The 18903-nt window shown below is 49.3% G+C and carries 13 protein-coding genes; 6 read left to right on the top strand and 7 right to left on the bottom strand.

What is annotated here, in order from left to right:
• Positions 1 to 822, top strand: an 822-nt coding sequence (locus G503_RS0110905; protein ID WP_028027599.1) for an IS3 family transposase, incomplete at its 5' end; no start/stop codon positions are given.
• A gap of 96 nt (positions 823 to 918) precedes the next feature.
• Here the strand turns inward: G503_RS0110905 and G503_RS0110900 are convergent.
• Positions 919 to 1158, bottom strand: a complete 240-nt coding sequence (locus tag G503_RS0110900) for a hypothetical protein (RefSeq protein ID WP_028027598.1) — start codon at positions 1156 to 1158, stop codon at positions 919 to 921.
• A 222-nt stretch (positions 1159 to 1380) separates the two neighbouring features.
• Here G503_RS0110900 and G503_RS0110895 point away from each other — a divergent pair, with 222 nt between their 5' ends.
• Positions 1381 to 5346 (top strand): toll/interleukin-1 receptor domain-containing protein, encoded by a 3966-nt coding sequence (locus tag G503_RS0110895; RefSeq protein WP_084636564.1) that lies wholly within the window; start codon positions 1381 to 1383, stop codon positions 5344 to 5346.
• Positions 5347 to 5380: 34 nt separating this feature from the next.
• Here the strand turns inward: G503_RS0110895 and G503_RS16415 are convergent, their stop codons facing one another.
• The 3 genes from G503_RS16415 to G503_RS0110880 form a co-directional block, all read right to left on the bottom strand.
• Positions 5381 to 7252, bottom strand: coding sequence for a hypothetical protein (locus G503_RS16415; RefSeq protein WP_156892003.1), 1872 nt, complete (start codon positions 7250 to 7252; stop codon positions 5381 to 5383).
• A gap of 10 nt (positions 7253 to 7262) precedes the next feature.
• Positions 7263 to 8600, bottom strand: a complete 1338-nt coding sequence (hisS, locus tag G503_RS14925) for a histidine--tRNA ligase (RefSeq protein WP_235715555.1) — start codon at positions 8598 to 8600, stop codon at positions 7263 to 7265.
• A 92-nt stretch (positions 8601 to 8692) separates the two neighbouring features.
• Entirely contained in the window at positions 8693 to 9202 is a 510-nt protein-coding gene (locus tag G503_RS0110880; protein ID WP_156892002.1) for a helix-turn-helix domain-containing protein, read from the bottom strand.
• A gap of 215 nt (positions 9203 to 9417) precedes the next feature.
• On the opposite strand from G503_RS0110880, the gene G503_RS14920 reads away from it, so the two are divergent.
• The 3 genes from G503_RS14920 (at position 9418) to G503_RS0110865 (ending at position 15362) form a co-directional block, all read left to right on the top strand.
• Positions 9418 to 10113: a metallophosphoesterase gene (locus G503_RS14920; protein WP_051191163.1), complete on the top strand. Its 696-nt coding sequence runs from the start codon at positions 9418 to 9420 to the stop codon at positions 10111 to 10113.
• 113 nt (positions 10114 to 10226) lie between these two features.
• Positions 10227 to 13088: an AAA family ATPase gene (locus tag G503_RS15730; protein ID WP_169628169.1), complete on the top strand. Its 2862-nt coding sequence runs from the start codon at positions 10227 to 10229 to the stop codon at positions 13086 to 13088.
• A 1140-nt stretch (positions 13089 to 14228) separates the two neighbouring features.
• On the top strand, positions 14229 to 15362 hold the full coding sequence (locus G503_RS0110865) for a hypothetical protein (RefSeq protein WP_028027594.1): 1134 nt from the start codon (positions 14229 to 14231) through the stop codon (positions 15360 to 15362).
• Positions 15363 to 15475: 113 nt separating this feature from the next.
• Here G503_RS0110865 and G503_RS16410 read toward each other — a convergent pair whose 3' ends face one another.
• From G503_RS16410 to G503_RS16405, 3 genes are all read right to left on the bottom strand, one after another.
• Positions 15476 to 16108: a hypothetical protein gene (locus G503_RS16410; protein WP_156892001.1), complete on the bottom strand. Its 633-nt coding sequence runs from the start codon at positions 16106 to 16108 to the stop codon at positions 15476 to 15478.
• A 50-nt stretch (positions 16109 to 16158) separates the two neighbouring features.
• Complete coding sequence (locus tag G503_RS0110855; RefSeq protein WP_028027592.1) at positions 16159 to 16842, bottom strand: hypothetical protein; 684 nt, start codon at positions 16840 to 16842, stop codon at positions 16159 to 16161.
• 77 nt (positions 16843 to 16919) lie between these two features.
• Positions 16920 to 18017, bottom strand: a complete 1098-nt coding sequence (locus tag G503_RS16405) for a hypothetical protein (protein WP_156892000.1) — start codon at positions 18015 to 18017, stop codon at positions 16920 to 16922.
• Positions 18018 to 18638: 621 nt separating this feature from the next.
• Between G503_RS16405 and G503_RS0110845 the strand changes: the two genes are divergently transcribed.
• The coding region (locus tag G503_RS0110845) for a helix-turn-helix domain-containing protein (RefSeq protein WP_028027590.1) at positions 18639 to 18903 on the top strand (265 nt) is incomplete at its 3' end.

Raw genomic sequence — 18903 nt, 5'->3', positions numbered from 1 at the left:
CTAGCTGGCCTGCTAGAAGCGGCCCGCTTGCCGAGGTCCAGCTACTACTATGCGCTAGCGCATCCGAAGGCGCCCACGAGGCCGGAGCTCTGGGAGGCGGCGGCCGAGATATTCTCGCGCACCCCCAACGGGTGCGGCCACCGGCAGATAGCCATGTGCCTGCGCGCCGAGCAGGGGGCGGTCGTCGCCGACAAGACGGTGCTCAAGATGATGCGCGAGATGGGCATAAGGTGCGGCATCCGCCGCGAGACCGACTACCACAGGTACAGCTCGTACAGGGGGAAGGTGGGCACGACCTTCGAGAACGTCATAGGGCGCGACTTCGGGGCTGACGGCCCATGGGAGAAGATGGGCACGGACGTCACCGAGTTCAAGCAGCCCTGGGGCAAGGCCTACTTCGCCCCGGTCTACGACTTCGCCAGCAAGGAGATCGTCGCCTGGTCCACCTCGACTCATCCGAACATGGCCCAGCAGCACGAGCTGCTCGACCAGCTCCTGGCGAAGATGCCCGAGGGCTCGGCGCCCGTCCTGCACTCGGACATGGGATGGCAGTACCAGCAGGCCGGATGGTGCAACCGCCTCGCGGGGGCAGGGGTGGTGCAGAGCATGTCGCGCAAGGGCAACTGCATCGACAACGGGGCCACGGAGCAGGTGTTCGGCCACATAAAAGACGAGTTCTTCAAGGGAAGGACCTGGTCGAGCTTCGAGGCATTCAAGCGCGACCTCGACGCTTACGTCATCCACTGGAACACAAGGAGAAGGCAAGTTAAACTAAAGGGACTGACCCCGGAGGAGTTCCGGAATCAGTCCCTTGCTGCTTAGTTCTTAATAGCCCGTCCAAGAACTGGGGTGCAGTTCACAAACCGGCTCTCTTTACCCTATGTTGATGGCTCCCCAATGTTCTCCAGGGCGCAGCCATCAAAGGGAGCGTATTATCTCGTCGAGAGCCTCTTTACGTTTTGATTCTTCGGATTCAGGATCCCTTAATGCAAGCTCATAGGCTGCATACTCACAATCAAGTCGGTGGAGGGTCTCAGCGTATTCCTGTGTAATAGATTCCGATACCCGCTTGTCCACATCAGCGTCGGTGTTATCCAGGAATTCTCGTTCGACGGATTCGTCATCAGAAATGTCGGTTCTGGCTAATCTATCGCTCATACATCTCCCTTTCTTGGTGCGGATATTTTAATTTTACTTCACCTTTGGAATTGAGTTGCTGTCGTTTGCATGATGCAACATGATTATAGGTTGAGATGGACGTGTACACTGCAACATTCGATTAGATGCTAGCTGAAATTCCTGTGCATGCTTTAAGTATTTATGCCGCGCCACTTCGCTATAATTTCGGATAGTGAAGAATATTGATAGGAGCGTTCTGTAGTGGAATCAAACAACGAAATCGATTGCAATGAATTCGCGGGAAACGCTAAGCAGATATCTTTGTTTATGAGTTACGCTCACGTTGATGACTATTTTCGTGAGCGAATTTATCGATATTTGACCTCTAAAAACTTCGATTGTCTTTATGACTGGGAGAGTGCTAGAGGTATGAACGTGGGAGACAATTGGCGTAAACGCATTGGACAAATGATCCAAAATGCAAATGGCAACGTCATTGCCCTGCTCTCCGGTAACTCAATGAAGGAGAATGGCGTTTGTCGCAATGAACTTGCAATAGCACTCAATATTGAGAATGGTCGTGTGCAGCCCATTCTTTTAGCTCCAGAAGAAACCGTGGACATACCGCCTTCCATTGTACATGCTCAATGGCTCGACATGAGTGACTGGAAGGAGCGGGAAAAAGATCCTATTGCATTCGAAGCGTGGTTTGAAGACTGCATGAATCAGTTGCAGACTGCTCTGAACAATCCGGATTTCTACAGCTTCAGTGAGGATATTACGGAATTGAGTCGCAGGTTAAATGTCCGTCAGAATCTCAGTAAAGCTCACAGTTTGCTCATGAATGATTTTTGCGGCCGAGAATGGCTTACTGAAGAAGTGGACTCTTGGGCCAAGACCCCCGAAGGCTCCCAAATGCTGGTTCTCAAAGGTGAACCGGGATTTGGGAAATCAGCGTGGTCCGCTCATTTTACCCACTACACAAAAACGTTAGACTACAAAATCGCCATCGGTGTGTTCTGCGAACGCGACGCAGACGAACTTGTTGATCCGAAAGTGGTTGTGCAAACCGTCGCCTTTTCTCTCGCATGCCAGGATGAAAACTATCGGAATGATCTATTGGAGCTAACACGCGATCAGCGCAATTTGTCTGGAAGTGCTAAAGATCTCTTCAACACGCTTCTGGCAGAGCCGCTCGCCTCGTCAATAGACGGAGCCCATGAAAATATCATCATTGTTATCGATGGACTGGATGAGGCGGGTCCTGCAGATTGCGGAGTCAACCCTGTGGCGCAGCTTCTTGGAGAAAAGATAGGGAGCCTACCTCGTTGGATTAAGGTTCTTGTCACTACAAGAGGCGTCGATCCCGTTGTAAAGGAGCTGGACAAAGCTTGCCCTGGCAATGGATGCTCGTATAGAAACCTTAGCGAAAGCGAAGATCGTTGGGGTGATGTAGAAAGCTTTGTAAGGCAAAAGCTTCAAGAGTCATTTGGTGAAGATCCTGAGTTTGATGAGGCCGTGCGCAATCTAACGCAGAAGTCCAACGGGAGTTTTCTCTATGTCTCCCTCATTGTTGATGCACTTAATAAAGGCGGTAACAAAGCAGGGATTAAGGCCATTGACGACCTGACCCCTGGACTCTCTGGCGCTATTCGCCAATGGTTCCAGTGGATATTTGGCGACGGCGAAGACAGTCTTGATGAATATGATGCAGAGTTTGCAGATGCGCTCGGCCTTATTCTTGCTGCACCAGGTTCACTACCCTGTGATGAGTTGTCGTATTTACTTGACTGGCGCGAAAGAAAGACAAAGCGCTTTCTAAACAAGATTCGAATCATCACCAAAGACGATAATGACGAATTCGGTAATGCAACGGTAGCCTTTAATCACGATTTTGTGAAAACTTGGCTTTCAGATGAAGAGTTGTCTGGCGACTACTACGTGAGCGCAAAGGATGCAATCAGACATATGGCCAAGTGCTTCTATGCTAGAGCCGTAGAAGATTGCGACGAACTTACCGAATACGAGAAAGTGCATGTTTTAGGTCTCCTGAAGCACGCGAAGCTCAAGAGGGAATATGAAAGGCTCAGGGTTGACGTTGAATTTGTCAAGCAAGCGGTTGATCTAACCGAATATTGTTATTCCCGGGATTGCGATAAAGAGAGTCTTTCGACTTTAGCCCGCATAGCTATTGGGGAAGAGCTTCTGGGGCATCTGCCTTCAGATGAGCTGGTCTTTTCAGAAGAAAAGACGCAGGGTGGAATATTGGCGACCCATAGAGTCAGGTTGCTCGATGAACTTGGAAGAGCCTATGGAAAAATGCTTCGTTCATGCGATAAGCTGCATTGTACTGTGAAGCTGTTTGAGTCGCGCAAACGGCAGGTGGAAGCGTATCCATCTATGGAGGCCATTTCAGGTTTCGAGTCAACCGTCCGGGCTCTTTGTGACTTATTGGATGCGAGAGAATATACGAGTGACAATGGTCATGAAAGCGTGGCTGAAGTAGGCGCAAAGGCAATCGATATATTGAATGGGGTAGATGCATCCAATAAAAGTTTCATTTATGCTAGAAATGCTATTATCTCAATCTTGGAAAGAATGAGCCGTAGAGCTTTATCCCGTGGCAACGTGGAGAACGGAATAAGGTATGCGAAAGAAATGGTATCTGAAGTGGAGGAGGCGGGCCGTCGCGGCTATCTTCTTGAGATGATGGGCTGTTCGTGGTTGGAGCCGGCTAATGTTTATGGGATCCTTGCGGATGCCTATGTCGACAACAAGGGCATGGACGAAGCATTCGCCGTATTAGAGCAAGGCATGGGGTTCATATCCAAAAATCTTGCACCTAGACAGGCAGACAGCGAAGATTTAGGAGCGGGCTTCTTAAACGTATGGTTTGGAGGCAGCACACAACTTTATCGCAAGATGGTAAATCTGGCGATGAGAGCAGATGATCAGGAATTGGTTTTCTTGATTCGTGAGAAAATGCTCGACTTTATTTGCAACAACGTTTGTGCTTTGGATATATCTCCTCAGTATAAAGCCCAAGAGATCGAAAAGGCGCTTACATGGGAATTGCTCCCCTGCAAAAAATATGAATCAAAATATCGAGCACTTCTTGAGCGGGCGAATCCACTTTGGCCGGTGTTCGAGGAAGAAATGCTCGACGCTGATTTCGTGTCTGGACTCGATGCTCCTTCCGGTATTCGTTGGTATGGTTATGGATCAACGCCGCGCGAATGTTTGGCTCGCATTTATGAAAAATTTGGACTATACGATGAGTCGATTGCGGCGCTTGGACAGGTAGCTGATCGAATTCTCGCAATAGACGGAAGGTGTATCAGTGAAAACAATCGATTGCGTAAATTAATAGATATATCTCATGCTATATCAATCTGCGAACTGAAGAGAGGGCAGAATTCGCGAGCAATTGATATTGCGGAATCTGCGCTAGGCAAGGTGAAGGAATTCGTTCATAGTCAAAACGACACTCAGTGTAAAATCGATAGTGACCGATATGTCTCTAAAATGCACTGCATGTTAGATATGCTGGACGATGCGTTTGACAGTTTAATTCTTATTTTGGAGAAGGCAGATGACCATAAAGAGGCTTGTAGGGTGGCTGAAGAGCGGGTAACTCTTCTTGAATCGATATCTCAAGGGTGTGAAGAACGCATGATACTCATCCATCTAGATTCAGCGTATGACGTATTGTGCGATTGTTGTTACGGGATCGGGCGAACAGACGAAGCCGCCGCAGCTGCCTTCAAAAGGGTTACGCTGCATATCGAACGCAGCCCCCTCCAGTATCTGGAGTGTCTAAATAGAGCAGAGCAACTCTGTCAAGAAGCGACTTCTTGGAAAGAAGCTGCAGGGCTTTCCAAAAAGCAACTAGAGATTGTAGAGTCGGAGGCCCGCGACAATCTGTTTTACTTTGTTGGTAGAGTTGTTTCCGTTTCGATTAGTCACGTCAGAAACATCTTGCATATCGAGGGAAAAGATGCTGCAAGATTGTTTCTTGAAGAACGAAAAAACAGCGTTTCGTATATCTATCCCCCAATGCTCCAGAGCGCAGTCGGCAGAAATGAGATTGCGCAAGAAGTCATGCTGATTCGACGGCATATTGACAAGGGTGCCTGTAGGAATCCTGAAATTGAATTGGACTTGATTGATATTATCGCAGAATGGTCAGGTCTTGATTTTTCTCAGGAAGTCAACCAATCTTCTTAATCAGTCGAGACAGCTTCACTGAGACGACTAAGAATCATTCCTTTCCGATTAGCCTGCCTGCCAGCCGCACGTTTTCTATATCGTTTACCTGAAAACATGTTCTGTTTCTGGTATAGACTGGACCATTGTCAATGTATATCGCATCTAATATGGGTAGGGCCTCCCATGTTGTTAGGCACGCATGTTGTTTTCGGATGCCGTCGTCTTGAGGTTTTGGGCTGGGCTCCTTTTCGGCATTCTTCGGAATCTCCTTAACCCTTCGAAGGAAGACCATCTCGTCCATCGGCTCATAGCCCATGCAGTAAAGGAACGCACACCATCGATAGTGCTCAATACGGCCTAAAGGCTCCAATACTTCGGGCAACTCTCCAATTAGCGCGTTGAACCGCATTCTCGAGCCCGGCTCCCTCGGGTCTATGCCAAGTAAGAAGAAATATGCCTCCATAAAGTCAGCTGCTGCACGAGAAGAGCGCTTATGCAAGCTACTTGCACCTTCACGCTGGGCTGCTGGTAGGTTCATGTTGCCAAACCACTGTCTTTGAAAGTCGTCGCGAAATTCATTTACGTCCTTTTGCTTATCGGCTTCATTTAAGCAGTAGTATCCGTTTAGGTGTATAGCGCGTTCGTCAAGTTCGTGATGCAGAAGAATTTGCGGTGTCCATATTTCGGTTTCCTCGACGCTTGGCATCACGAACATGCGTTCAATTTCATCTCTGGTTTTAAGCCCATTTCTTTCGATTACGCCGATTAGATGTCGTCGTATGGACTTATTAATTCTTAAACCATGGCTTTCCGAATGACTCGCTTCGTTAAAAGACGTACAGCAAACATAGATATTTCGAAGCGGGGCATTCGCATCGTTCAGTAGCACTTTGAGCAATTCGCAACACTTGAGTGAGTTGGCATCCTCAGGATAGAATTTAATTCTCGCACAGTTGTGTATGGCTGGATGTTCGATCAGGAACTTTTCATAAGAAATCGGATTGCGTCCTATTATATGAAAAACAGGCGTTTCGCCCGTAGGAGATAGCTGTGAGGTCATAATCAGCTGCTTCAGACATGCTTGTCCGATTTCGCCGAAGCCTACAATCATCGCCGAATAGGGCTTTTGCGGTATTTTGAGCGGGTGTCCACTCTCCGCACCACATGAATCGCACATAACCTTGAAGGGTGCATGGTCAGAAACGACTTTTCTGGCAAGAAGCTCAGCAATGGGTGTTCCATTTACACACGGATTGTTAGTTCCGCTGAAAACCACCAAGCGTTCTGGATGTTTGGCCTCGATTCTAGCCAAATAGTTGCTACTGGCATCTTTGCTAAGCTCAATTAGTGCCCCGCCAAAAGAAGCGATTCGTTCACGGAGCACTTCGCTGTAGTCTTCTGAAAAATACACGATCAGCGTTTCATGTCTACCACTTGCAAGGTTCTCGCCAAATAGTAAAGCCCCCTCAGAATCGCCGAAAATGTAGTAGATGTCTCTTTTGCCAACAGCCTCAGCGAGACGAACACGAACTCGATCCATAAGTCTTCTGCCGAATACCGCAAAGCCGCTTATGGCTAGAGTGACAATAACGAGCATGTGCAAAGCCCAGAAGAGCGTCTCAAACCAAAAGGTACCGAAAAGTCGAATCACACGTTGGGAGCCTGCTATATCAGAGTAGGCAACACCATTAGTGAACGAGCCGAATGTTTCAACAAAGGCAGCCAGTGCTGCTGGAATCCCAAATACGGGATTCCCAGGAGCCAATCGGGCCACAAGATAGAATACATAGATGATCATGAAGCTGATCACACAAAGAGGAACGGCGATCTCAAGAATTCTTTTCTGCGGCTGCAGGCACAGCCAAATTATGAAGCCGACAATGCCGAGTAGAGTAATTGCTGATACCGCCAGCTCTAGATACATGCTTATCTCCTTACGCGGGACCGCTCTCAGATTTTTTGGTTAATGCGGCCACCAGTTCCACTACGACTGACTCCATTGAAATGGGGCGCTCTTCGTGATTTTCCATGTCACGAACAGTGACATAGTTGCCGTCCAGTTCGTCGGGTCCCAGGAATATGACCTGTAAGGCATTGAACTTGTTAGCGAGCTTAAGTTGGCTTTTTAAGCTTCGACCCTGATGGTCGAAATCCGCGGAGAGGCCTTTTGCTCTGCATGCCTGTGCTAGGGAAAAAGCTACTTTATATGCCTCAGCACATGCGCAGGCAACAAATACATCGAGACTGCGCGCGACATGCGGCTCGATGCCAATAGAGCTTAGGGCCGAGACAACCCGTTCGAATCCGAGCGCGAAACCGAATCCCGGCGTGCGTCTTCCCTCGATCTGTTCGGCAAGCCTGTCGTACCGACCTCCACCACCTATGGCATTCTGGGCGCCCATCCCCTCAGCTACCTGCACTTCGAATACGGTTCTCGTGTAGTAGTCAAGTCCACGCACCAGACTTGGTTCTTCGATATAGGGGATACTCGATACGCACAAAAGTTCTTTCACCTCATCGAAATGACATTTGCATTCATTGCAAAGATAATTAGTTATTTTAGGTGCGACGTGCATAACATTTTGGCAATCCGCATTCTTACAGTCTAGGGTGCGAAGAGGATTGAGTTCTATTCGCGTGTTGCATGTTTCGCAAAGGCTCGCGCTATTTTCCAAAAGAAAAGATCGCAGAGCTTCCCTATAGGTCGAACGGCATGATTCGCAGCCAATAGAATTGATGAGAAGTTTGAAACTGTCATATGGAAGGCCGATTTGTCCGAAAAAGTCCATCAGCATTGATATCGCCTCTGCGTCGATGGTGGGAGAGTCGCTTCCTAGGCATTCAATGCCGAGCTGATTGAACTGACGGTAGCGGTCCTTCTGTGGCCGCTCGGCGCGGAACATCGGGCCAGCATACACGAGCTTCGCAGGTGCGGCTCCCTGGGGCACTAGATCATGCTGCACCACTGCACGAACAATACCTGCCGTGCCTTCAGGGCGCAGACTCAAAAGACTTTTCGCTTTAGGACTCTTGCCCTCCTCTAGCCATCGGCGTAGGTTTTCGCCGGAAATGGCGGCAAACATTTCCTTGGCGACAACATCGGTGCCCTCGCCGATACTCCGAACAAATAGCGCCGTCTGTTCCACAACGGGTGTATCAATGGGAAGATATCCGTATCGTCCAAAAGTTTCAAGCGCTTTCGATCTAAAGCTGTTCCAAAAAAAGGCCATATCGGGAAGTAGGTCGTTCATTCCTTCTGGCGAGACAATCAATTTACTCTCCTTCACTGCCGCAAAGTTATGGACTATACCGCGTTTGAATATGCGCCTAGAAAAATTCCAATCGATCAGGAGTGAATATCCGGTTAGCCGTCAACGTCGGTCTTTTCCGTCCTCTCTCGCTCGGCCCAGATTCTGATTTCCTTACTTGATTCGGCTATCTGGTCAAGCACTTCGAGAATATCGACCATTGCGGGGAGTTCATCCATCTTAAGATCGTTATCCGCGATGACATCATGGAGTTTCTTCTGAATATGGTTCACACGATTGAAGGCGCCAATAAGCTCAAAGTATGTGCGATAGATGTCATCGACGCCAATTGTTGGATCGATTTTTGCAATCTGCTGACCGAGTGGGCAACTCTCCGAGCAATGAAGATATTTAAGTTCTGGTGTACCGTAGATCTCAGCCATCTTGATAACGGTCTGCGGTGTGGGGATTCGACGATCGCGTTCATAGTCCTTCAATGATCCCTCACTAATCGGGAAGCCGGCGGATGCGAAAGCCTCGACGGCTTTTTGCTGGCTTGAATATTCTGCGCGTAGTCGACATGTGCGATATATGTTTTCAGGGCATGATGGGAGATTACGTGCCATGTGACGCTCCTAAAGGCATTTGCTGATGCCCAGGATAATACTACATCTGCGACTCTATGATTGGCAGCTATCGGCATATTGTCCGCTTCATCCGTTATAGAGGTAGTCCGACTACCTATTTCGAAACGGAAAGTGTCAGCATTGTTGCCTGTTTCACCTACACAGATGACTGTATCATATTTACAACACTGGAACTACATCAGGAGGAGAAGCTCATGGGCGTCATTTATGCAATGAGTGATATTCATGGCGAGGTTGGAGCTTTTCTGGAGGCTCTGAGAGTGGTCGAATTTGATGATCCGCGTACGATACTCATCCTCCTCGGAGACTACATCGACCATGGGCACGAACATATGGAGATCTACCCACTGATTATGAGCCTTCAAAAGGAGTATCCCGATCAGGTTATGGTGCTTGCCGGAAACAACGACGTTGATTTGTATAACGCTATGACCGACTACGGCAATAGGGAGATCTTGGGGTCCTCTGACCCTATGAGCCGCGTTTTGCGGTGGATCAAGAACTTGCCCTTTTATCATAAGACACCCACGCAGATATTCGTGCATGCCGGAGTTGACGAGGAAGCCGATGATGTTTGGGAGTGGGGCTGTGATGAAGAATTCTTCTTGCGAAAGTTTCCGCCCTCGAGGGGTACGTTTCGATTCGATGTGATTGCCGGGCATGTGGGATCGTGCAGTATTGAGTTGTCGGGTGACCCAGATTTCCATGAAGTTTTCTGGGATGGTGCAAGCCACTTCTACCTTGATGGCTCAAGTGAGAGAACCCATTACGTACCTGTTCTTAAATACGACGAGGAAACTTGTCAATACACCACTTTCAAGTTCGAGGGACCAGGTAATGTGGGCGATTGGGCTGAAGTTCCCATGCAGCCGTACCAACCGGAGGGCTAAGCAGGCAAACGAAGCTCCCGACCAATCTCAGTAAACTCCTGCGGTTCTGACAGAAGCCCCGTCAGGGGATGGGTTCGTACGCTCAAACGAACCCACAATCAATAGGAGGCATCATGCGGTTTTTCAAGTTTACGTATCATGCGGAAGAGCATCAGCGATTCATGTGGGTCAATTGCGACTGGCTCAGTGTTCTTATAGATTGCCACACCTGGATATGTCCTGATGAGCAATATCGAGATACAGTCTCCGACAACGGCGTGAACTTTCGCATCAATGCTATAACCAGGCAGGGTTCTCTCAATCTTTCTGCTCTTGACGAGCGTATCCAGAGAGCTTTGCGCGAATGGTCTGTAACAGGGGCAGTACGACTTCTTAATATAGAAGAAACCACTCTGGACGACTGTATAGGTGCATATTCGCACTCTTTGCGTACGCGACCAGTGCGCGACATCGCACGAGGTCTTCTCGCTGAGGAATATTTCACCGTGCGCATGGAGCGCGATTTCATTGATGAATACATTGTCATTGATCACGAGGACGAGGGGGGCACCGTGGAGCTTCCTTCTGCCTACGCAACGGCTCTATGCCGTGAGCTAGATCGCATCAACGCTAAGAAGCCAACAATAAACCCGATCGACAACAATCCACGGACCTCTATTATGCCGGCACATTACCTCATTGAGGGTATAAGTCAGTCCGAATACCGCCCTATTGTGGATATTTTGGTTGATGCTCTCTATCGAGCAGAAAGGGTGTCGTCGCGCAGTGTCACAGTCATCGATTTCGATCGGATGATCGGATCCAACGTCAGGTACTCAAGCTCATTCGAATATTTCTACGAATGCCTTAACGATGCGTTCGTTCAATCGCTTGCCGGGGGAAACGTCGTGATCAGATATGGATGCCTCGATAAAGGCGACTCATTCGACCTTGATGCTTATCGCGCGCTGATGCGACTCATAGATGCCGTGAGCGTCAATCCAGACTGCGCGCAATGCTTCTTCGTCGTGCCCAACGGTGCCCATAATTTAGAAGAACGAATTGCGCGAAGAATTAAGGTGCCCCTCGTTGAAATTGCACGGAACAAGCCCTTGAGTGTTGCGACAATAGAACCTTCAGGGGCCTTGAACGAGTTGTGCCAGCGCGCGAAGAAAGAGGGTCTTGTGGTCGATGACGACCTCTCCGCCTGTTTCTTTAAACATATCCAGAAAGATCCTTACGCCGACCTTGACATCGTCTATCGAGATTGGAGTCGAGCGAAGCGAACGGCAGATTTCTATCCCGCTTATCTCCCTCTGGTTCGCCAAAACCAGGATCGCTTATGCGCCACACATGAGACAGCGCTTCAACGTTTGAACAAACTCATCGGACTAGAAGAGCCCAAACGGCGAATCCGAGAGCTTATTCTCCGCACCGAAATGAACGAGGAGCTAAAGGGAAAAGGGTTAGATGCTATCGAATTCAGCCGTCATATGGTATTCACCGGCGCGCCAGGTACGGGTAAGACCGAGGTGGCACGACTTTTCGGAGAGATTCTCCGGGAGAAGAGGGTTCTTTCGGAAGGCCGTCTCATTACTATGACTGGCGCACAGCTTGGTGCGGGTAAAATGACTGAGTTATTTGAAAAGGCCCGCGGATCGGTGTTGTTTGTGGATGAAGCCTATGCTCTTGCTGGTGCGTTTATGACTGTATCTCAACTTATTTCCTGCATGGAAAACTATCGTGAAGAGGTGGTGGTTATCCTCGCAGGTTACCGAGAATCCATGGAAGCGCTGATGAGCTGCAATGCTGGTTTCCGCTCCCGTATAGGCTGTACCATCGATTTCCCTGACTACACCGATGAGGAAAAAGTGGCCATTTTCGATTTCATGTCAGAGAGGAGCGGGCTCGTGCTCACCGAGGACGCCCGTGCTGCAGTGCGCAATGTCGTGTCACGCGGAGGGACCCGGGACGACGAGGGCAACGCACGCTTCGTGCGCAATCTATTTGAAAACGCTTGCGGTCGGCAGCAAGTGCGTCTTGCATCAAATCGACCCAATGAGGGTTGGACCGAGATTATGCTTCGTACATTAACGGAGGAGGATATTGGGGAATGCCGCTGTGTCGTTGGAAAGACGAGTGGACGGGAGGAGCTCGATCAACTCGTTGGACTTTCCAACGTGAAACGTCTAGTGAGCGACCGCCTCGATTTCATGCGTATACAAAAAGCTAGAAGAGATCGCGATCTCCCGACTTCCTTTATTCCTATGCACTTCGCATTCACGGGTTCTCCTGGGACCGGAAAAACGGAAGTTGCTCGTCTTATCGGTCGGATTCTCAAGGAGGAAGGGGTTCTGTCGGTTGGCGACGTGTACGAATGTGGTAAACAGGATCTCGTCGGTCAGGCGGTGGGACAGACGGCTCCCAAGGTGGCCGCTCTTTTCCGGCAAGCGAAAGGCTCAGTTATCTTTATTGATGAGGCGTACTCTCTTTGTCAATGCCAAGGTGGTTACGATGAGGAGGCGGTGACCGCCATCATCGACCAGATGGAGAAACTGAGAGAGGAGGTCGTGGTCATTCTTGCCGGTTACCCAGACGAGATCGCCCTTTTGCTCGACAAGAATCCTGGATTCCGTTCGCGTATAAACGCACAAATCGAGTTTCCAGACTATACAGCTACAGAACTTTGCAAGATTCTTGTATCCATGGCGTCAAATGCGGGTATGAGCCTTGGTGATGATGCTTTGACAAAGGCCTGCGAGATCATCAACAAAGCATCATCTAAGAAGGGGTTTGGCAACGCACGATTCGTCCGTAACCTACTCGAAGACGCCATCATTGCCCAAGGGGCACGGCTTGTCCGAAGTTGTGCTGAGGCTGTGGTGCGGCTCGAAGATCTTTCTCCTGAAGCGCTTTCTATCCTCGAGAAGGAGGACTTTGAGGATTTTGAGGCCAGCGGAGAGGGTGCTCGGCGATCAATAGGGTTTCTCTCGTAGGTTACCCCGCTATGCGCGATAAAGACGACAACAAAAAAGGTGGCAGAGGATGTACAAAGTAACGGCTCTGAGCTGCTCTTCCCCAATGCGGGAAGCCGATCTCAACTGTGATATGACTTTACGGTCTCGATGGTCGCTGTACTTCAGAGCGGCATTTGCTGGATATCTTCCTGCATGGGATCTCTCGGCGACGTTTCCTAGAAGCTATATTGTCGAGAGGCACCTGAGGGGGCCTTGGGGCGATCTGGCGCCTTATCTTGAGTCGAATAAAGATGAGATTCGTTGTATAACAGCGGACGCAAGTGTATCAAAGTTGGAGGAATCGGGCATTGATGTCGTATTCGCCGACTACATATGCCCTCATTGCGCACATGAGGGCTCCTTGAGTTCAGAAAGGTTCAGGGTATCAATAGCTGAAGGGGATTTCGATACATACTGGGAGAAAGAGGACCCCTCATCTTCCCGATCAAGCTCCGTAAGTGTTGCGACGGCGCCTTCTCGGGTCGAATCGCGCCGGTGGACCGCGCTCGATGACTGTCCTTATGCATCTCGCCCTTTCGACGCTCGGGATGTTTTTGCCGAACTCCAGGTTCGTATGCAGCAGCCAGCCCTGCCAATTGGCCCTATCTCCGGATGCAGCTATGCTACAATTACCGTGGGGCGTCCTGGAGCTTTCCGGGGCATTTACGAGTGTCCAGTATGCGGGTGCTTGTTCTTCGCAAGTTTTGCGGCTCAACCTACGGCTATAATTTCTACACGCGAGAAACTATTGACGGTGGCAACAACACCTTCCTCTGTGGGTGCGCGACTGGATGTAGAGAATGAAAAGATTTTCCTGGAGTTGTTCAGCCACACACAACCATCTTCTAGGATTCGCTTTCACTATAATGTGCAGTCGGGCAATTGGGGTTATATCGACACCGTCCAAAATCGTGGTCAACTCGACCTGGCGTTCGAAGCGATTCAGCGTTTCGTCTGCACCGCTTGCAGCAAACCTATATCGTCATTTTCTACCAATAAGGGGATTGTCCTTATACAGCAAGCTGATCTGCTCCTCGAGGAGGCATTCGACTGTTGGTCTCGGACGGTATCCGGATTGCCATTTTAAGCCGAGAAAACAACGATCTAATAGGAGCTAATATGAACTATTGGGAGACTGCCCACGTCGCCAACGGCGACGAATACGCAGATATTGTAGGTACCATCGATTGGGGCGATCCTCACTGTATCGAGAATGTTGCCGTGCTTGTAAACAGCGTTGCGCCAAATCGCTCTGTGCAAGACTGGATATTTGAGTTTGTGAATTCCGTCGATACGGCATCCTACTTGAAGCAATCTCACTACCGATTCACGTATTCGGAGGCAGCATGGATTGTGTACCAATGTCGGAGCAAGCCGTTGGCAGAGAAAATTTGCGCTTTGGCGACTATTGCAACCGAAATGGGTCGCAGCGTCGACGAACACAGGCCGTGGGGGCCAGAATGGAAGGAAAAGTTCAGTTCTGTTGCCGAGGCATTGAATTGCTTTCTACCCGAGATTGTCATGGCCGTCGAAGCGTTCTTTACCCCAAAGGGTCACGAAATTTACCAATATTGCATTCTTTCACCCGAGGGGGAGGAGTGCGCTCCGTGGGAAGCCGCCTTCAGCTCTTTCGACTACTGCATGGCGCAAGCAAAGCAAGATCTGATCGACGAGCCTTCTCCAAAACGGATACAGATCCGGAAACAAGTGGTCGACACGTGGTGTGAGCACGGGAAAGCGGTCTTCGTTGACGACGTTCTCGTTGAAATAATATCAGGATGGGAAAACGATGATGGCATGAGCGATATGGAGCAGTTCTTCGAGAGCATGTGGCTTACCATTCCCACGCCTTTCGTTCGCGGTGACGTGCTGTATGATCCTTGGTGTTTCAAGTGCAAGCCGCTAAGCGGAGGAGGCCCCATTGTCGTTGAGGAGTTCGCCTATGAGCGCTTTAAGAGGCACGCGCCTGTGGGCGCTGACTCCTCCGATATGTCCGTCATGGGATATTTCCAGGAAGAAGATGGCTCGATATTCTATGAAGTGCTGCCAGGATATCTGAACCTAGAGCGCTGTCCCGCAGATTTGCTGACTGGCCAACGAGGCATAATGAAGGATCTGGGCAGCTACCTTAAGGGTGACTGCTATCTGGATGAACTCGTTAACCGATGTGCTGTTGCCCTTTTGGATGGAGTAAGGCAAAACTTCACCCCCATGTTCGAAACACTCAATGCATTAGAGAGGGGCGCTTGCTGATGGTTTTGCCCCCTCCTGCAGGATGAGTGCGCCACAGGGGAGAGTGCAATAAGATAGTTTCTATAAACTATAAAGCGAGCGTGAGGCTTTTCGATTGCAGGTGCAGGAGGCCGCTAGATAGATTTTCGGACTTTGTCAAACATTTTCATAAGCAACCCGAGAATGCAATAAATCATAATTGCATAGAGTAGCAACAAAACAGAGGCCCAAATAACAGTGTGAAGCACTGGGTTTGCATCATACAAGAAACATGTAGCGTCATATAGCGGTAGAACAGCAACGAGAATCGCTCCGACCTCAATGACAAATAAAATGACGAAAAACTTCCAGCTCCTATTGTAAACAAGCGTCTCCGTTAACTGCGATTTCGATCGGGGCGCTTTCTCCTCCTGGAGTTTCTTCTGTGCAGCTATTTCTAACGAAGGAAGTTCTTGTATACGCACACAGGGTTTCTGCGTGTCGGGTTCGAGAAGAACAGACGGAACGATGCCTCGGTTGCGCATCGCCTCGCTTTTCGCCCCATCGTCCGAGTCCCCATATGCATAGAGAACAACTTGTGGAGCTCCAGCAATCAGAAGTATGTCGTCATTATTAAGTGGATTCAGGCAATCAATTTGGACGAAATAGATATCCTCCTCTGAACCGCCGCCTACTAAAATCCTGTTTAGAAGTGATTGGGGACTCAGAATAATTGGATCGGTTACCCCAAAGGGTGCCTGTTGGTACGTTACATAATATTCAGTCATCTGGAAATTTCGCCTCACATTGATTTGGTTTGTCCATGAGCCCACAGGCTCTACCCTTCCTGGGTGTAGATGCCATAGCTGTTGCAAAGGGGATTGTAAATTGCAATATGCGAATCTTCGGTTTTCAAAAAGACTATACCGATGTTGTCGCCTTCGCTGTTTAGGAATTCGCGTTTTGTCGGGAACTTTGATTCTTCAATTTGAGTCGGAGTAAGCAAGAGATAGCCAACTGACACAAGCTCATCACTTGGTTTGAGGGCATTCCACGCTATTCTTTGTATGATTGCGCCATCTATTCCATCATTTTTGCACATTGCCTCAAGTGCCTCATCGCCCGTGAAATACATGTAGGAGCCCTCTGTTGCCAGGTATCCTTCCTTATCAAACGAGTACGTGTGTGTCGCGGCATCGAATTGGAACGCGCCTGTCGCCCCAACGGGAGAAGCAAACAGGAGAGGTTCGTTGACCGCTAACAAGGAAGAGTATCTAATATTGCCACCAGTGCCGATATCGATGCCTTCCCCAGTGAATAAAAACTGGGGCATACCGTGAGGTAGCAGTGTAATATTTTCGGTATGGAATTCGAGGGCCTCCCATTGAGCGCCCAGCGCAGTTTGGTAAATAACGCTATTTCGTAGCGAAGGGCCGTTAACCACGGATATAAGCAGTGGCCACAGCAGCACAAGCGCAAGTAAGCTAGACCAGATCAATTTCAACAATTGCGCACGAGTCATGGCGGACGACCCCTCTGACGCCAAAGGGGACGTTGGTTTTGGCGCTCTCCAAGGCGAAATCGAAGTGTTTTGCATCTCTAGCGTCCCTTCTTGGTCCAGCAAATTACGTTCTCGGATGCGCCGGCCCTCTCTCTCGCTTCTTTGACTTTATCCGAGATAAACTTATCCTTTTGCGCTTTTGTCATCAATGCCGGAACCTCAATGCGTTCTACCTTATAAGTTCCCATGGTATCGTTACTGGTTGTTATTACTAACGAAGTGGGTGGGTTGAGACAGATGAGGATAAACAACAATGCGTTCACAATGACAATAGTCCACTCGATGAGCGGAACGATAATTCCGCCCGTAATTCTTGAAGGGAGAATTACGAACAAATACTTTAGATAGTTTCCCACAACAACGAAGTAGTTCAACACTGGATTGTCGGCAACTGCAAGTGCTGGTCCGTAATCTGAAAATCCGCCTAAGTACCAGCACAAGAAAACCGAAGCAATCCAGAGAACCATTGCGATCAATATAATGCAGCGCAATATCGCCATCAGTTTGTTTAAAAACAAGCCATCGGTTCTTCTGAGCTCTTGAGATAGAGTGTGTATTTCTCGCATGATGAGCAATGCTGTGATGGCGAGGAGGCACCCAATCGAAACAACGGCTAGGATATCTCTGAGATTTACAAGTGCCATAACTTGATCATCTTCAATTGTGCGAATAAAACTTGGAAATGTTAGGCAGTAAAGAACCGACGCTGCGGCTATCAGAGACAGTGCAGGTACTAACCACGAATGACCCAGTAATAGTTTTTTCCAGAAAGATACGGTTCGATTGCCTGCGCCGTACGGGTCAAGCCCGAAATCCTCAAAGGCACCTACAACTCTTTTCTTTAATGCAGCGCTGGCGGCAGAAGAATCACTAGAATTTGGGGGCCAGAATGCTGCCCTGTACTTCGCTTTTGAAGCATCTCTTGGAGCATCGTAGAAAAAACTCACCTTCTCTAATTTTGCCCGTACCACACGTTCCAAATCTGTGGGAGAAAGCGAATTGATGTCAATGTAATAAACGCATGACGACGGAATTGCGCCGTCATTCAGGTTCGACATGAAGACAGTGGGTTTAATTACGGTAGCCTGAATTTTGGCGTTCTCGACTTCGTGATCTGAAACGATGGAAAAATTCATTTAAGGACCCTAACGTCAACTAGTTACATAGTATGTGGAAACAAATGAGTAACAATCTTGTATATTTTAACTATGAATTTCGAGTTTGTCTTTACTTTTGATTAAGAATTTTCTCTGCTGAGGTACAGAAATGGTCCAGACAAAGAGTCTTTGGATGGGAACCGACTGAAATGCATTGATTAGCAAAAACAACCTGCCGATTGACAATGCGGCTATCACTAGTACGAACTCTTCTGCGACGGGTTTCTTGCTCGCAGCGTCAGCATAAGTGGTTTTATAGGAATCGTTGATGGGGGGTGAATGTTCTCGATGCTTTTGCCTCGCGGTACGCTCCAGACACCGATGGGAGGGGAGTCCCAAGAAGAAGACCGTTGCCCCCGTTCCGTGAATTACGAGATTCGCGACCGACCCGCTTCGTCGCCTTGAAGCCTACGAGTATACTCGCCGGCGCCGTATGCGATTGCTGCCCTGAGAGCTCCGCGTCTGCCCCTGGCGGCTGCAGAGCTCGATAACGACACGTATGCGGAAAACCTCGCCACGCGTCTGGCCGCATTGCTTGTAAAGAGCCGGCTTTTGAACTGCCTCCCATTTCTTGGACACGAGAAATGGGAGGCTTTCTTTATGTCTGGAAGACCGCTTTGCGATGCGGAGCTGCGGCGGCGCGCCGTCAGGCTCTACGAGGAGGGACACGGACGCGACGTGATCGCGCGTCTGGTCGGCGCCCCCGAGGGAACTGTGAGAGAATGGCTGGACACCTACAGGTCCGTCGGCATAGGAGCCCTGTCCGCCATGGGAGCAAAGAAGAAGACCTACTCGTTCGATACCAAGGTGGCCGCCGCGAGGGCGGTCGCGGACGATGGCCTGACCGTGCCAGAGGCCATGGCCC

It is taken from the genome of Adlercreutzia mucosicola DSM 19490 (assembly GCF_000422625.1).
Lineage (GTDB): Bacteria > Actinomycetota > Coriobacteriia > Coriobacteriales > Eggerthellaceae > Adlercreutzia > Adlercreutzia mucosicola.
Note: the sequence above shows the minus strand (reverse complement) of the source record. Positions and strands in the feature narration are given on the sequence as shown.

Coding starts and splice junctions, on each gene's coding strand:
- G503_RS0110900 (WP_028027598.1), bottom strand. CDS start 1,158: ATGAGCGATAGATTAGCCAGAACCGACATTTCTGATGACGAATCCGTC.
- G503_RS16415 (WP_156892003.1), bottom strand. CDS start 7,252: ATGTATCTAGAGCTGGCGGTATCAGCAATTACTCTACTCGGCATTGTC.
- G503_RS0110880 (WP_156892002.1), bottom strand. CDS start 9,202: ATGGCACGTAATCTCCCATCATGCCCTGAAAACATATATCGCACATGT.
- G503_RS14920 (WP_051191163.1), top strand. CDS start 9,418: ATGGGCGTCATTTATGCAATGAGTGATATTCATGGCGAGGTTGGAGCT.
- G503_RS15730 (WP_169628169.1), top strand. CDS start 10,227: ATGCGGTTTTTCAAGTTTACGTATCATGCGGAAGAGCATCAGCGATTC.
- G503_RS0110865 (WP_028027594.1), top strand. CDS start 14,229: ATGAACTATTGGGAGACTGCCCACGTCGCCAACGGCGACGAATACGCA.
- G503_RS16410 (WP_156892001.1), bottom strand. CDS start 16,108: ATGACTGAATATTATGTAACGTACCAACAGGCACCCTTTGGGGTAACC.
- G503_RS0110855 (WP_028027592.1), bottom strand. CDS start 16,842: ATGACTCGTGCGCAATTGTTGAAATTGATCTGGTCTAGCTTACTTGCG.
- G503_RS16405 (WP_156892000.1), bottom strand. CDS start 18,017: ATGAATTTTTCCATCGTTTCAGATCACGAAGTCGAGAACGCCAAAATT.